General features: G+C 66.8%; 11 protein-coding genes and 2 pseudogenes. 5 read left to right on the top strand and 8 right to left on the bottom strand.

The annotated features are described in order from the left end of the window. Positions 1 to 81 precede the first annotated feature (81 nt). A complete protein-coding gene (locus D5084_RS14590; RefSeq protein ID WP_128516235.1) occupies positions 82 to 1,425 on the top strand; it encodes an esterase-like activity of phytase family protein in 1,344 nt (447 codons plus the stop codon). A gap of 90 nt (positions 1,426 to 1,515) precedes the next feature. Here the strand turns inward: D5084_RS14590 and mgrA are convergent, their stop codons facing one another. After that, a complete protein-coding gene (gene mgrA / locus D5084_RS14585; RefSeq protein WP_128516234.1) occupies positions 1,516 to 2,541 on the bottom strand; it encodes an L-glyceraldehyde 3-phosphate reductase in 1,026 nt (341 codons plus the stop codon). A gap of 86 nt (positions 2,542 to 2,627) precedes the next feature. Here mgrA and D5084_RS14580 point away from each other — a divergent pair, with 86 nt between their 5' ends. Further along, entirely contained in the window at positions 2,628 to 3,461 is an 834-nt protein-coding gene (locus D5084_RS14580; protein WP_128516233.1) for a YihY/virulence factor BrkB family protein, read from the top strand. Here D5084_RS14580 and D5084_RS14575 read toward each other — a convergent pair whose 3' ends face one another. Next, positions 3,462 to 4,010 carry a DUF4202 domain-containing protein gene (locus tag D5084_RS14575; RefSeq protein WP_128516232.1) on the bottom strand — a complete coding sequence of 183 codons (549 nt, stop codon included), beginning with the start codon at positions 4,008 to 4,010 and terminating at the stop codon, positions 3,462 to 3,464. It abuts the gene before it with no gap. A gap of 88 nt (positions 4,011 to 4,098) precedes the next feature. On the opposite strand from D5084_RS14575, the pseudogene D5084_RS18770 reads away from it, so the two are divergent. From D5084_RS18770 to D5084_RS14560, 3 genes and pseudogenes are all read left to right on the top strand, one after another. Beyond that, positions 4,099 to 4,601 (top strand): annotated as a pseudogene (locus D5084_RS18770) (transporter substrate-binding protein). 27 nt (positions 4,602 to 4,628) lie between these two features. Further along, positions 4,629 to 4,931 carry a transporter substrate-binding protein gene (locus tag D5084_RS18765; protein WP_354001229.1) on the top strand — a complete coding sequence of 101 codons (303 nt, stop codon included), beginning with the start codon at positions 4,629 to 4,631 and terminating at the stop codon, positions 4,929 to 4,931. Between the two features lie 11 nt (positions 4,932 to 4,942). Then, a pseudogene (locus D5084_RS14560) lies at positions 4,943 to 5,142 on the top strand (ATP-binding cassette domain-containing protein); the annotation flags it as partial. Between the two features lie 63 nt (positions 5,143 to 5,205). Here D5084_RS14560 and D5084_RS14555 read toward each other — a convergent pair. From D5084_RS14555 to D5084_RS14530, 6 genes are read right to left on the bottom strand one after another with little or no spacing between them, the layout of a single operon-like run. Further along, positions 5,206 to 6,123: a LysR substrate-binding domain-containing protein gene (locus D5084_RS14555; protein ID WP_128516229.1), complete on the bottom strand. Its 918-nt coding sequence runs from the start codon at positions 6,121 to 6,123 to the stop codon at positions 5,206 to 5,208. 12 nt (positions 6,124 to 6,135) lie between these two features. Further along, on the bottom strand, positions 6,136 to 7,344 hold the full coding sequence (locus D5084_RS14550; RefSeq protein ID WP_128516228.1) for an NAD(P)/FAD-dependent oxidoreductase: 1,209 nt from the start codon (positions 7,342 to 7,344) through the stop codon (positions 6,136 to 6,138). Next, on the bottom strand, positions 7,341 to 8,171 hold the full coding sequence (locus D5084_RS14545) for an NAD-dependent epimerase/dehydratase family protein (RefSeq protein ID WP_128516227.1): 831 nt from the start codon (positions 8,169 to 8,171) through the stop codon (positions 7,341 to 7,343). Before D5084_RS14545 ends, D5084_RS14550 begins: the two co-directional genes overlap by 4 nt. Continuing rightward, positions 8,168 to 9,781 carry a hydantoinase B/oxoprolinase family protein gene (locus D5084_RS14540; protein ID WP_128516226.1) on the bottom strand — a complete coding sequence of 538 codons (1,614 nt, stop codon included), beginning with the start codon at positions 9,779 to 9,781 and terminating at the stop codon, positions 8,168 to 8,170. The genes D5084_RS14545 and D5084_RS14540 overlap by 4 nt, the downstream gene beginning before the upstream one ends. After that, a complete protein-coding gene (locus tag D5084_RS14535) occupies positions 9,778 to 11,865 on the bottom strand; it encodes a hydantoinase/oxoprolinase family protein (protein WP_128516225.1) in 2,088 nt (695 codons plus the stop codon). The genes D5084_RS14540 and D5084_RS14535 overlap by 4 nt, the downstream gene beginning before the upstream one ends. Beyond that, a complete protein-coding gene (locus tag D5084_RS14530) occupies positions 11,862 to 13,526 on the bottom strand; it encodes a thiamine pyrophosphate-dependent enzyme (protein ID WP_128516369.1) in 1,665 nt (554 codons plus the stop codon). Before D5084_RS14530 ends, D5084_RS14535 begins: the two co-directional genes overlap by 4 nt. Positions 13,527 to 13,539: the final 13 nt, after the last annotated feature.

Raw genomic sequence — 13,539 nt, 5'->3', positions numbered from 1 at the left:
GATCGTTGCCAAGGCATCACACGGACGTAAACTTCACCGCGTAGCGAGGGCTGGTGCATTCAAGCAGCGAGGACCTTGCCCATGCGCCTGTCAGCCCTGACCCTTTGCACTGCTCTGGTCAGCCTTCCCGTGGCCGCCGAGACGACCTTTCCCGCCACGCTGGCAGGCCATGCCCTGATCCCGGCAGCGACCTTCATCCCTGCCCCTGCTGATGCGCCGAAGGACGCGCAGATGTCGGGCAAGTTCACGGGTGCTGCCCGCGTGATGAAAGCGGGCACGGTCCCCGGCGATACCGGCGGGATGCATGGCAAGCGGCCGACCGGCCTGTCGCTGCCTTTCGAGGGTCAGCCGCTGCAGGGCATGTCCGGCTTTGCGATGAACCCGGCCGAGGATGGGTCGATCTATACCCTGACAGACAATGGCTTTGGCGCGAAGGGGAACAGCCCGGACGCGCTGCTCATGTTCCACCGCGGGGCGCCGGACTTTGCCAGCGGGTCGGTTGCAGTGAAGGAGACGGTCTTCCTGCGCGATCCCGACATGAAGGTGCCGTTCCGCATCGCCTATGAAGGCACGGACAGCCGATATCTTACGGGCGCGGATTTCGACCCGGAGAGCATCCAGCTTTTGAATGGCGAGCTGTGGATCGGCGAGGAGTTTGGGCCCTACATCCTGCGCGTCAGTCTGGATGGGAAGGTGCTGGCCGTCTATCCGACGATGGCGGGTGATGTGCAGCTGAAGGGGCCGGACACCCCCGGCATCAGTGCGACGTCCGTGGCCGGCAAGGATTGGACCGTGCAGCGGTCGGGCGGCTACGAGGGCATGGCGCTGCAGCCGGGGACGAACCTGCTGTGGGCGATGATGGAGAAGCCGTTGCTGGGCGAAGATGGCAAGCCTGCGGGCACGGCGCTGCCGGTGCGGGCCTTCGATCCGGCCAAAGGCGAATGGACCGGGGCGGAGTTCAAGTTCGCGCTGGCCGAGGGTGCCACGGCAATCGGCGATTTCAACTTCATCGATGAGACCCGCGCCCTGGTGATCGAGCGCGACAATGGCGAGGGTCTGCCCGCCCTGAAATGCGCGGGCGATCCGGCGCCGGACTGCTTTCCGCTGCCGGCGATGGTCAAGCGGGTGGTGCTGATCGACACGGCGCAGATTGATGCCGAAGGGTTCGTGAAGCGACTGGGTCACATCGATCTGATGGCCATCGCCAACCCCGAGGGCAAGGCGCGGGTCGAGACCGCAGGCGGCGTTGCGGGGACCTTTACCCTGCCGTTCTTTACCATCGAGGACGTGATGAAGGTGGACGACACTCACATCATGGTGGCGGTCGACAACAACCTGCCGTTCTCGTCGGGTCGGTCGCTGGACAAAGCCATGGACAATGAGTTCGTGCTGCTGTCGGTGCCGGAGCTTCTGGCGGCGAAGTGACCCTGGCCTGACCGCTCCCTGCCTGACCGCTCATCGAGCACTTCGTGCACGCCTCGCCGCCGCCGAGTACACGAAGTGTTCGAGGTGGCGTCAGCACTCGGAGGACCTGGCCCAGAGATTGATGTCCTTTTCTTCGGAGATCGCGTCGATCCGGGCCAGTTCTTCGGCTGTGAAGTCCAGCTTGTCCAGCGCGCCGACGCAGTCAACCACCTGCTCGGGCTTGGACGCGCCGATCAATGCGCTGGTGATGCCTCCGTTCCGCAGGACCCAGGCAATGGCCATCTGCGCCAGCGTCTGGCCCCGGGCGGCGGCCATGTCGTTCAGCCGGCGCACCGAGCCGAGCGCCTTTTCCACCACGGACGGATGCAGCGACTTGTCCTGGGCCGCACGGCTGCCGGCAGGGATGCCGTTCAGATACTTGTTCGTGAGGATCCCCTGCGCCAGCGGCACGAAGGCGATGCAGCCGACGCCAAGTTCCTTCAGCGTGTCCTTCAAACCGTCGGTTTCGACCCAGCGGTTCAGGATGTTGTAGCTGGGCTGGTGGATGAGTAGCGGCGTGCCCAGATCCTTCAGGATCGCCACCGCCTCACGCGTGCGCTGGGAATTGTAGCTGGAGATGCCGATGTATTGCGCGCGACCGGAGCGGACGATGTGGTCCAGCGCACCCATCGTCTCCTCAAGCGGAGTGTCGGGGTCGAAGCGGTGGGAATAGAAGATGTCGACATAGTCGAGGCCCATGCGCTTCAAGGACTGGTCGCAGGAGGCGATGACATATTTCCGGCTGCCCCATTCGCCATAGGGGCCGTCCCACATCAGGTAGCCGGCCTTGGACGAGATGATGAGTTCATCCCGGTGGGACCGGAAATCGGTGCGCAGGAGTTCCCCGAAGGCTTCCTCGGCGCTGCCGGGCGGGGGGCCGTAGTTGTTTGCCAGGTCGAAATGGGTGATGCCAAGGTCAAAGGCGGTGCGGCAGATCGCCTGTTTCGTGGCATGTGGCGTGTCATGGCCGAAGTTGTGCCAGAGGCCGAGGCTGATCGCGGGCAGCTTCAGGCCGGACCTGCCGCAGCGGTTGTAGATCATCCGGCCATAGCGGTCGGGGTTCGGGACATAGGTCATCGGGATCCTCCTGTTGGCGCTATCATGCGCCGGGGTAGGGGCGGCTTCAAGTTGCGCCGGGCGGAATTCCGGGGGATGCTGGCGGCATGAGGCAGCTTCGGCAGGTCTGGGATTTCGTGGTGGCCGTCTGGCAGCGCGTGGGCGACGGGCATTTCGGCCTGATCGCCGCCGGGGTTGCCTTCTTTGCCATGTTTGCGGTGTTTCCGGGCCTGGCCGCTGCCGTGGCGGTCTGGGGCATGTTCGCCGATCCCGGGGTTATCCAGGATTATCTTGGCGTGGCCGAGCGCTTTCTGCCGCCCGAGGCGCGGACCCTGATCCACGATCAGGTCATGGGCCTGATCACCGCGCCGAGGCGAGCCCTGCAATGGACGACGGTCCTGTCGCTGCTGATCGCGCTGTATTCCGCCCGGGCAGGGGTATCGGCGCTGGTGCAGGGGCTGGACGTGGTTCACCGCTCTCGGCCGAGGGGCTGGCTCAAGGGCTGGGCGGTGGACTTCGTGCTGACGGTCGCGCTGATCGGGGCGCTGTTCGTCGCGCTGGTGACGGTCGTCGTGGTGCCGATCCTGCTGAGCTATGTCACCTTGGGCACCTTCGGAGCCTGGTTGACCAAGGTGCTGCCCTGGGGGGCGATGTTCCTGCTGGTCGTCACCTGTCTGTCGATCCTCTATCGCTTTGGCCCGAACGTGCCGGGCGGGTTCCGTAGCCCGTGGATATCTGTCGGCGTACTGGTCGCGGCGCTGGCCTGGGCCGGGGTGTCGATCGGGTTTTCGGTCTATCTGGCGAATTTCAACAGCTACAACGCGATCTATGGCTCGATCGGGGCAGTCATAATCCTGATGATGTGGCTGTATCTGTCGGTCTGGGCCGTGCTGCTGGGCGGGGCGATCAACGCAGAGCTGGATGCGCGGATGCGGCGGTAGTCAGGCCTTGAAGGCGGCGGCCAGAGCGTCCGGCAGAGTGAATTCGGCCAGCACGCGCGCGCGGCCTGTGTCCGACATCTTGCGCGCGGTCTTCTGCACGATGTCGAGGACGGCGGTCGGGTCGTGGCCGGCGGCGAAATCGGCGAAATACCAGCGCAGGAAGACGAAGCAGATGACGTCCTCAAGCGCCTGAACCTCCGGGTCGCGCTTGAGGCCTTCCTTGCGCAACAGGACACCCACGCGTTCGCAGTCGGTCTGGTCATAGCCGGCTTCGGCCATGATCCCGGCGACCCGCCGGGCGTGGCGGCGGGCCTGTTCGCGGCGCCATTCCAGATAGCCCGCCTTGCCCTGAGGATAGTCCGAGCGCGGCAAGAGCCAGCGTTCGACATGCTGGCCGCGGGCCGCGATCTGCAACAGGTCCGAAGCCTTGGGGAACAGCCGGTGCAGCTCGGCGCTCATCCTTTCGCCGTAAGTCAGGGCCTCGCCCTTCGGGTCGGCAGCATTCGCCGCGTCGATCTGTGCCAGTACGGTCTGTAGCCGGTCGGTCATCGCGTCCCCTTTTCGTGCCTGTCTGCCCGCCCGGCAGTCTGGCTGCTGTCGTCAGGCTGCGCAACAGCCGGACTTGACCCCGGTTTACATGCCTTGCCGATTTCCACGCCGCAGCAAGGATTGTCGGCCCCGGATTTATGCAGATGCCCCGAATCCCGGGGAATCTGCTGTCGCCATGTCGGGCACGATGGCCATTTCGGCGACGACGCTGAAGGACACCATGCTGATGCTGATCGACCAGCAGAATGCCAAGGGCGGGCTTCTGGGCAAGCAGTTTGAGACAGTGTGGTGGACCCGGCCTCCGACTGGCCGCTCTTCGCCGAAAACGCGCGGGAGCTTCTGATCGTGTCGAAGGTCGGTGTGATGTCCGGCTGCTGGACGAGCGTAAGCCGCAAGTCGGTGCTGCCGGTCATCAAGGAGTTGAACGGCCTGCTGTTCTACCCGGTGCAGTACGATGGCGAGGAATGGTCGAAGATCAAGCGCGACGTGTTGGCGTCGGGCGCGGCTGGCAAGAAGGTCGGCGTGATCTCGACGAGCAACAGCGATGCGACCATCGGCTTCCATCAGGAACTGGCTGCGGCGGGTGTGTAGGCGGATACCCCAGAGAACAAGGCCTTCATCGAGGCCTGGCACGCCTTCATCAAGGACGACAAGCGCGTGACGAACGTCCCGATGGAGGCGCATTACATCGGATCCAAGAAGTGGGTGAATGCGGTGACGGCGGCGGGCACGACCGGGGTCGATGCCGTCAGCGCGGCGAAGACCCGGGCGGTGGTGGTGGCGGAGCATGACATGGAGTTCATCCGGCGGCTGAACTGTCGGGTGACGGTGCTGCACGAGGGCGCGGTCCTTGCCGAGGGGTCGCGGGATCACGTCACCGTCGATCCGCAGGTGATCGCCGTCTATCTGGGGCGTGGATGATGCCCGAAACCATGCTTGAGACCACTGGCCTGTCCCTGCACTACGGTGGCAGCCAGATAATGCACGGCATCGATTTTGCCGCGAAGGCTGGCGAGATCACCTGCATCCTGGGGCCGAACGGGGTGGGCAAGACCTCGTTCCTGAAGGCGCTGGCGGAGACGCATCTGCGCTCGGGCGGCTGGTCCGCCTGAACGGCGGCGAGGTGCCCGTGGCCCGCAGGAGATGGCGCGGCGGTGTCGGTCCAGCCATGCGCCGGGGGGTGATTGCGATCAGGTCAGTCGGCGTCCGTGGTCCAGTCCTGGCCGACAAGCCAGTCGCAGAAGGCGGCGATGGTCCTGACGCGCCGGTGTGCCCGGGGCAGGATCAGGTAGAAGCCGGGCACTTCGCTTTCCGGCATCGACTGCATCACCCCGGCACCAAATGGCGCGACGAGGCGGCCGAGTTTCAGGTCCTCTTCCGCGTCCCGCGTCGACAGCAGCCCGACCCCCAGCCCCGCCAATGCCGCCCGCCGCGCGGTCGAGGCGTCCTGCAACTGCATGTCGCTTTTCGACGCCCCCCGCGCGACACCAAGGTGACGCAGCACGTTCGGCCAAAGCTCGGGCGACAGGACGGGATGCAAGAGCGGCAGGCTGGTCAGATCAGCAGGCGCGGCGATCCGGCGGGCGAGGTCGGGGGTGCAGCAGATCACCTTGTAATCGCGGCAGAGCAGTGTCGCCTCGACCCCGCGCCAGGTGCCATAGCCCCACTGGATGGCGACATCGACGTCATCGGCGATGAAGTCGGGCAGGTTGACCATGGTGGTCAGCCGCAGATCGGCATCGGGCACAAGGTCGCGGAACCGGGTGATCCGATCCAGAAGATATCGGGTGGCGAAATAGGGGCTGGCGTTCACGTTGATCCGGTTGCGGTGATCCGGCCCGGCCACGCGGCGCACGCCTTCCGCCAGTTCGGCAAAGCCCGCCTGCACGAAATGCTGCAACAGGATCGCCTGTTCGTTCGGTTCGATCGCGCGGCCCTTGCGTTCGAAGAGAGTGACCCCCAGCGCGTCCTCAAGCAGCCTGATCTGCTGGCTGACCGCCTGCGGGCTGACCGATAGTTCCTCGGCGGCGCTGCGCAGGCTGCGATGGCGCACGACAACGTGGAACACGCGCAGCGCGTTCAGGGGCGGCAGTCGGCGGGACGGGTCGGTCATCGGGCCTCTGCGTCAGATCACGGCTTTTTCCAGGAAGGGGCGGTTTTGCACGATGCGGCCATAGCCGACCTCCGACAGGTCCAGGGTGCGGAAGCCGCCATAGGTGATGAGTTCGGATACCGCGCGCCCGGTCGCCGGGGCCTGTTGCAGCCCGTGGCCGGAAAAGCCGTTGGCGAAAAGGAAATTCGGCAGCTCGGGGTGTGGGCCGACGATCAGGTTGTGGTCCAGCGTGTTGAAATCATAGTGCCCGGCCCATTGATTGACGGGCTTGATCGCCTCGAAGGCCGGGGACCGCCGGGCGAGGGCGGGCCAGATGATGTCGTCGAATTCTTCCCAGCGCGGCGTGAAGTCGTCCCAATCGACGGCGGGGTCTTCGGCGGGGGGCGCGCCGGTCAGGAAATAACGGCCCTCGGGGCGGCAGAAGACGCCCGAAGGGTCGATCATCAGCGGCAGGCGCCCGCCGTTCACCCTAGCGCTGCCCTCGGGCGAGGTGGCGCAGTCAAAGACGAAGACGGTGCGCTTGCGCGGCTCTACCGGCAGGTCCAACCCGGCCATGCGCGCGGTGAGCGCGGCGCGAGGCCCCGAGGCGTTGACCACTGTGCCGGCGGAGACGACCGCCCCGGATTTCAGCGTGACCGAAGTGACCCGGCCCCCGTCACGCCCGATGGCCACGACTTCGTCGGTCACATAATCCGCGCCCAGCTCGCGGGCCTTGGCCTTGAAGCCGTTCATCAGCCCGGTGTTGGAGAACCAGCCCTCGCCGGACTGGCCATAGCTTGCCAGCAGGATGTCATCGACCCGCAGATGCGGGAAGGCGTGTTGCAGCTCCTCTGGCCCCCAGAGGACCACATCCGCCCCGCAGGCGCGCTGCACGGCGTGGTTTTCCCGCAAGATCCGTGCGCCCTCGGCGGTGCTGGCCAGAAAGAGATAGCCGCCGGGGTGGAAGTTCAGCTCCGGAGGGGCCTCTCCCCTGACCTGCATCGTGGTCGCAAAGTCGCGCAGGAAGGCCGCGCCGAACTGGCTGATCTTCACGTTGATCGGGTTGGAGAACTGCACCCGGATCGAGGAGGCCGACAGCGCGGTCGAGGCCTGGCGATAGGTCGGGTCGCGCTCTACCACCAGCACCGAGCCGTCGAAATCCGGGTTCGCCATCAGGAAATAGGCGACCGCCGAGCCGATGACCGCGCCGCCGACGATGACGACATCGTAACGGGGTTTCATGTTGCGTCCTTGTCGTCGGTGTCGTCGGGGTGGCCGAGGTCGATGAACCAGCCGCCCAGCCGCGCGACGGATTCTGCGCGGGGATCGGGGGTGGGTGTCTTCTCCTCGACCTGGGCGCGGTAGGCTTCGGTGTTGTCCAGCGGGTGAAAGCCCAGATGCCGCGCCAGACGGTTGTCGACCGGCTTGACCCTGTTGTCCGAAATGCCGAAGGCCGTGGTGAAGCCCACGCGCGGGGCGGTCAGGGCGGCGGTCACCAGCCGGATGCAATCCTGAAACGACAGCCAGGACCACAGCATCCGCCGGTCCGCCGGTTCGGGAAAGCTGGAGAAGATGCGCAGCGCCGCCGTCTCGATCCCGAACTTGTCCCAGTAGAGCCGCCCGAGGTCTTCGGCAAAGCATTTCGACAACCCGTAAAGCCCGTCAGGCCGGTGCGGGGCCCTGGCGTCGATCTGGTCCTCCAGCCGATGGTAGCCGATGGCGTGGACGGAGCTGGCATAGACCACCCGCCCCACGCCATGCTGCCGCGCGCCTTCGTAGACGTGATAGCTGCCGCGGATATTGGCGTTCAGCACGGCCTCCCAGCCGGCCTCCATCGCGATGCCGCCGAAATGGACGATGGCATCGACGCCCTCGCAGGCGGCGACGGTCGCGGCCATGTCGGCGAGGTCGAACCGCAACGCGGTCTCGTTCGGGCGCAGGTCGGCGATCGGGGCCAGATCGGCCAGACGCAGCTCGCGGCACAGGGGCGCAAGCCCGCCGCGCAGATGGGTGCCAAGACGTCCGGCGGCGCCGGTCAACAGGATGCGGTCGTAGAGTGGAGAGGTCATTTCGTCACATAGCCCTTCGACAGATCATTGGCCCGCGCCTTCGGGTCGCGGTCGGCGGGATCGCCAAAGCCTCCTCCGCCCGGCAGGTGCAGCACCAGCCGCCGCCCGGCAGGGACATGCTGCCAGCCCTTCGGTTTCAGTTGCGTGCCATCGTCCAGCGCCACGCCGCCCGGAGCCCCCGGCTGCCCGCCGTCGCGGCCGCGCGCCGGATGGCCCACCCGGTCGAACATGGCCGAGAAGTCGAACTCATGCCCCGGCGCAGGTTCGATCTCGATGATCTGGCCCAGCCCGCCGCGAAACTGCCCGTCGCCGCCCGAATCCGGGCGCAGTTCCTTGCGCCAGATCACCACCGGGCCGGTCTGTTCCGTCGCCTCGATCGGCATGGTCATCACGCCCGAGGGGAAGGCGGTGGCCGACAGCCCGTCCAGCCCGGGCCGGGCTCCCATTCCCCCCGAGTTGAACATCAGGATCTCGGCCCGCCGCCCGGCTTGACCGGCGACGGGGCGCACCGACATGTGGATGTTCCACAAGGCCGCCGCGCCTTCGGCCAGCACCTTGCCCGGCAGCGCCTGCGCCAGCGCGCCAAGGACCAGATCGGGGACCAGATGGCCGATGACATGCCGCACCGAGACGGGCGCGGGCCGGGGGGCGTTCAGGATGTTCTCGGGCGAGCTGATGGTGAAGGCCTGAAGCGAGGCCCAGTTGTTCGGGATGTCCGGCGCGACCACGCATTTCAGCGCGTAAGAGGCATAGGCCTTGGTGTAGATCACCGGCACGTTGATGCCCTTTGCGTTCACCGGATCAGACCCGGTGAAGTCCACGTTCACCACCCCGTCTCCGATCTCTGCCGTGCAGGCCAGTTTCACCGGGGCGTCGTAGCCGTCGGTCAGCAGGACATTCTCCCACCGCCCTCTGGGCAGGGCCGCGATGCGTTCGGCCATCGCCGCCCTGGTGCGGGTGAAGATGAACTCGCCCAGCGCGTCCAGCCTGTCCAGCCCGGTTTCCTCCATCATCGCGATCAGGCGGCGGTGGCCGACGTCGTTGCAGGCGGCCAGCGAGTAGAAATCGCCCACGACCTGATCGGGCTCGCGCACATTGGCGCGCAGAAGCCGGATCAGCGTGTCATTCACTGCGCCGCGTTCGGCGAATTTCATGATCGGGATCTGGATGCCTTCCTCGTAGACCGACTTGCCATCCGCCCCGAAGCCCCGCCCGCCGACATCGACCACATGCGCCGTGCAGGCGAAGAACCCGACCAGTCGGTCGCCCTTGAAGCTGGGCGAGACCATGGTGATGTCGTGCAGGTGCCCTGTGCCCTTCCAGGGGTCGTTGGTCACATAGGTGTCGCCCGGAAACATGTTCCCGCGCCCGATTTCGGCGATGAAATGTCCCACCGCCTCGGCCATCGTGTTCACATGGCCCGGCGTGCCGGTGACCGCCTGCGCCAGCATCCGGCCCTGCGGGTCGAAGACGCCCGCCGACAGGTCCCCGGCCTCGCGAACAGAGGTGGAAAAGGCGGTGCGGAGGAGCGTCATCGCCTGCTCCTCCACCACGGAAATCAGCCGGTTCCACATCACCTGCATGCGGATGTCGAAGGTCGCGTCGGTCATTTCCCCGCCTCCCTGCGGATCAGAAGCAGGCTGCCGTCGCCCTGCATCACCACGTCGAAGGGCGAGGTGACGATGGTCGTCGTTTCGCGCTCCACCACCACGGCCGGACCCTTCACCCGGTCGCCCGGCCGCAGCGCGTCGCGCGCGACCTCCGTGCTGAAGAGGGTCTCACCCCGCGCCGGATCGAACACGGGACGTGAGAGCGGCGCACCCGCCTCGGTATGGCCCAGGGTAAGGTCGTGCCGGGTGGGCGCGGGGCGAAGGTCCTGCGCCTTGACCGAGACGGTGACGATCTCGATCTCAAGGTCTTCAAGCCCGTCGATGGCCCGCCCGAAGAACCGCGCATAAGCGGTCCGGAAGTCGCGGCGCAGGGTGTCGGCATCGCCGGGGGCAAAGCTGCGGTCGGGCAGCGGCAGCGGGATCTCCCAGCCCTGCCCGACATAGCGCATGTAGGCGATGATCTCGCGCCGGATGGCGCCCGAACTGCCCGAGCGGACGAAGCCTTCCGCCGTGGTCTTGAGGTCGGCCACCAGCGCGTTCATGGCATCGGCATCGAAGCTGGACAGCCGGATGACCCTGGAGGCCAGCGCCTCATAGCCGAAGGGGGCCTTCAGGAACCCGATGGCCGACCCGACCCCCGCGCCCGGCGGGACAAGGCATTGGTCGATCCCCAGCTTCTCGCACAGCCGCGCGGCGTGCAGGGGCGCGGCCCCGCCAAAGGCCACCATGATGTTGTCCGAGATGTTCTTGCCGTTTTCCACCGCATGAACACGCGCGGCATTGGCCATGTTCTCGTCCACCACCTCGACGATGCCGAAGGCGGCGGCCTCGACGGGCAGACCCAGCCGGTCGCCCACCCCGGTAGCTATCGCGGACCGGGCTTTGTCGGTGGACAGCCGGATCGCGCCACCGGCAAAGCTGTCGGGGTCGATCTTGCCCAGCACCAGATCGGCATCGGTGATCGCGGGCCTGGTGCCGCCGCGCTGATAGCAGGCCGGGCCTGGCTCGGACCCGGCACTTTCCGGGCCGGTCTGGATGCGCCCCATGGCATCGACCCAGGCCAGCGAGCCGCCGCCCGCACCAATCTCGATCATCTCGATCACCGGGATCGAGATCGGCATGCCCGACCCCTTGGCGAAACGGGTGGTGCGCGCAACCTCGAAGGTGCGTGCGGTCTTGGGCTGATAGCCCTCGATCAGGCAGATCTTGGCCGTGGTCCCGCCCATGTCGAAGCTGACCACCTTCTCCAGTCCGAACCTTTGCGCCACGTCGGCGGCAAAGATCGCCCCGCCTGCCGGGCCGGATTCCACCAGCCGCACCGGGAACTCGGCGGCGGTTTCGACCGAGATCAGCCCGCCGCCGGAATGAATCATGAACACGGGGCATGTCGCGCCCCTGTCTTTCAACCGGGTCTGCAGCCGGCCCAGGTAATCGGCCATCTGCGGGCGGACATAGGCATTGGCGCAGACGGTGTTGAAGCGTTCGAACTCGCGCATCTGGGGCGAGACGTCGGAGGAGATGGAGATCGGAACGGCGACCTTCGCCGCGATGATGTCGCGCGCGCGGCGTTCGTGGGAGGGGTTCGCGTAGGAATGGATGAAGCCGATGGCCACGGCGCCGTAGCCGCCCCCGGCGATCCGGTCGGCCAGATCGTGCAGCGCGGCTTCGTCCAGCGGCGCCAGCTCCTGCCCCTGCGCGCCGATCCTGCCGCGGACGGGAAAGCGGTCTTCGCGCGGGACCAAGGGCGGCGGCAGGACGAGGTTCAGGTCATACTGGTCGAAGCGGCTTTCCGTGCGCATCTCGATCACGTCGCGGAAGCCTTCGGTCGTGACGAAGGCGACCTTCGCCCCGCGCCGTTCGATCAGCGCATTGGTGGCCAGCGTGGTGCCGTGGATCAGGAGGTCCAGGTCGCCATAGCCCAGCCCCGCCTCGGCCAGCACGATGTCCATGCCGTCAAGGATGGCCTGCTCCGGCGCGGCATAGGTCGTCAGCACCTTGGTTGAATGGATCGCTCCGTCGAGGTCCAGGGCGATGTCGGTGAAGGTGCCGCCAATGTCGGCGCCAATGCGGATCTGGCGGGTCATTTGGGGTCTTTCGTGGCAAGGGCGGTGGCGCGCATCTGCGACAGGGTTTGCCGGGGGGTCAGCGCCTCGGCCGAGATGGCAAGGTCAAGGACCGCGCCGGTCCGGCTGGCGCGGGCGCGGGCGAAGGCGGCGGGGAAGTCCTCGGTCCGGTTCACCTTTTCCGCGTGAAAGCCGTAGGCGTTCGCCAGCATCACGAAATCTGGGTTGTGCAGATCGGTGCCCAGGACGCGGGCTGGGTAGGTGCGTTCCTGATGCGCGCGGATCGTGCCGTAGGTGCCGTTGTTCAGGATCAGGATGATCGGCTGCGCCCCGGCCTGCATCGCGGTGCCAAGCTCCTGGCAGGTCATCTGGAAATCGCCGTCCCCGGCAAAGCAGACCACGGTGCGGTCGGGGCAGGCGACCTTGGCGGCAATCGCGGCGGGGATGCCATAGCCCATCGCGCCGGACTGCGGGGCCAGAAGCCGCGCCTTGGGGCCGAATCTGAAGAACTTGTTTGGCCAGACCGTGAAATTTCCCGCCCCGTTGGTCAGGATCGCATCCTCGGGCAGCACCTCTCGCAGGTGGGCAGTCACCAGCCCCATGTCCACCGGAGAGGGCTGCGGCGGCAGGGCAAAGGTCGCCTCGTAATCCGCCCGCGCCCGTTTGCGCCAGTCTGCCCAGGGCCCATGCACCGGGGTCAGGGCGGCGACAAAGGCGTTCGGCCCGGCGGGTATGCCGAGCATCGGGATATAGACCTTGCCGATCTCTGCCGCCGAGGCATGGACATGGATGATCTTCTGCCGCGGCGTCGGGACCTGGAACAGGGTGTAGCCTTCGGTCGAGATTTCCCCGAACCGGGTGTTGAGCGCCAGCACCACGTCCGCCTCGGTCATGGTCTTGCGCACCCCCGCCGCAAGGCCAAGACCCAGGTCGCCCGCGTAACAGGGCGAGTGATTGTCGAACATGTCCTGATAGCGCAGCGCCGCCACCACGGGGATGTCGGAGGCCTCGGCAAAGCCTTGCAGGGCGGCCCGACCGGCCTCGGTCCAGTTGCAGCCGCCAATCAGGATCGCAGGGCGTTCGGCGCCTGCCAGCAGCGCCAGCGCCTCGGCAAGGGCTGCCGGTTCGGGCGCCGGCTCGCCAATGCGGGCGGGGCCGGTCAGCGCCGGAGCCGAGGCGGGACCGGACAGCATGTCCTCGGGCAGGGCGATGACCACCGGGCCGGGGCGGCCCGTGGTGGCGGTGATCCAGGCGCGGGAGAGAAGCTCGGGGATGCGGTTTGCATCGTCGATCTCGACCACCCATTTCGCCATGGTGCCGAAAACCGCGCGGTAGTCGAGTTCCTGGAAGGCCTCGCGCCCGCGCATATCGGTGCCGACCTGGCCGACCAGAACGATCATCGGCGCGCTGTCCTGCATCGCCGTGTGGATGCCGATCGAGGCATTGGTCACCCCCGGACCGCGCGTCACGAAGCACAGGCCCGGCTGCCCGGTCAGCTTGCCCCAGGCCGCTGCCATGAAGGCCGCACCGCCCTCGTTCCGGCACAGCACGAAATCCAGCCTGCCGGCCGTGTCGTGCAGCGCATCCAGAACGGCCAGATAGCTTTCCCCCGGCACGCCGAAGCCCTTCCGCGCCCCCAGCGCGATCAGACATTCGACCAGTAGCTGCCCGCCGTTTCGCATCGTCGCACCCAAC

Source organism: Tabrizicola thermarum, from assembly GCF_003574395.1.
GTDB classification, from domain to species: domain Bacteria; phylum Pseudomonadota; class Alphaproteobacteria; order Rhodobacterales; family Rhodobacteraceae; genus Tabrizicola; species Tabrizicola thermarum.
Note: the sequence above shows the minus strand (reverse complement) of the source record. Positions and strands in the feature narration are given on the sequence as shown.

Bases quoted from the DNA above. Each gene is read 5' to 3' on its own strand.
- D5084_RS14590 (WP_128516235.1), top strand. From the start codon at position 82: ATGCGCCTGTCAGCCCTGACCCTTTGCACTGCTCTGGTCAGCCTTCCC.
- mgrA (WP_128516234.1), bottom strand. From the start codon at position 2,541: ATGACCTATGTCCCGAACCCCGACCGCTATGGCCGGATGATCTACAAC.
- D5084_RS14580 (WP_128516233.1), top strand. From the start codon at position 2,628: ATGAGGCAGCTTCGGCAGGTCTGGGATTTCGTGGTGGCCGTCTGGCAG.
- D5084_RS14575 (WP_128516232.1), bottom strand. From the start codon at position 4,010: ATGACCGACCGGCTACAGACCGTACTGGCACAGATCGACGCGGCGAAT.
- D5084_RS14555 (WP_128516229.1), bottom strand. From the start codon at position 6,123: ATGACCGACCCGTCCCGCCGACTGCCGCCCCTGAACGCGCTGCGCGTG.
- D5084_RS14550 (WP_128516228.1), bottom strand. From the start codon at position 7,344: ATGAAACCCCGTTACGATGTCGTCATCGTCGGCGGCGCGGTCATCGGC.
- D5084_RS14545 (WP_128516227.1), bottom strand. From the start codon at position 8,171: ATGACCTCTCCACTCTACGACCGCATCCTGTTGACCGGCGCCGCCGGA.
- D5084_RS14540 (WP_128516226.1), bottom strand. From the start codon at position 9,781: ATGACCGACGCGACCTTCGACATCCGCATGCAGGTGATGTGGAACCGG.
- D5084_RS14535 (WP_128516225.1), bottom strand. From the start codon at position 11,865: ATGACCCGCCAGATCCGCATTGGCGCCGACATTGGCGGCACCTTCACC.
- D5084_RS14530 (WP_128516369.1), bottom strand. From the start codon at position 13,526: ATGCGAAACGGCGGGCAGCTACTGGTCGAATGTCTGATCGCGCTGGGG.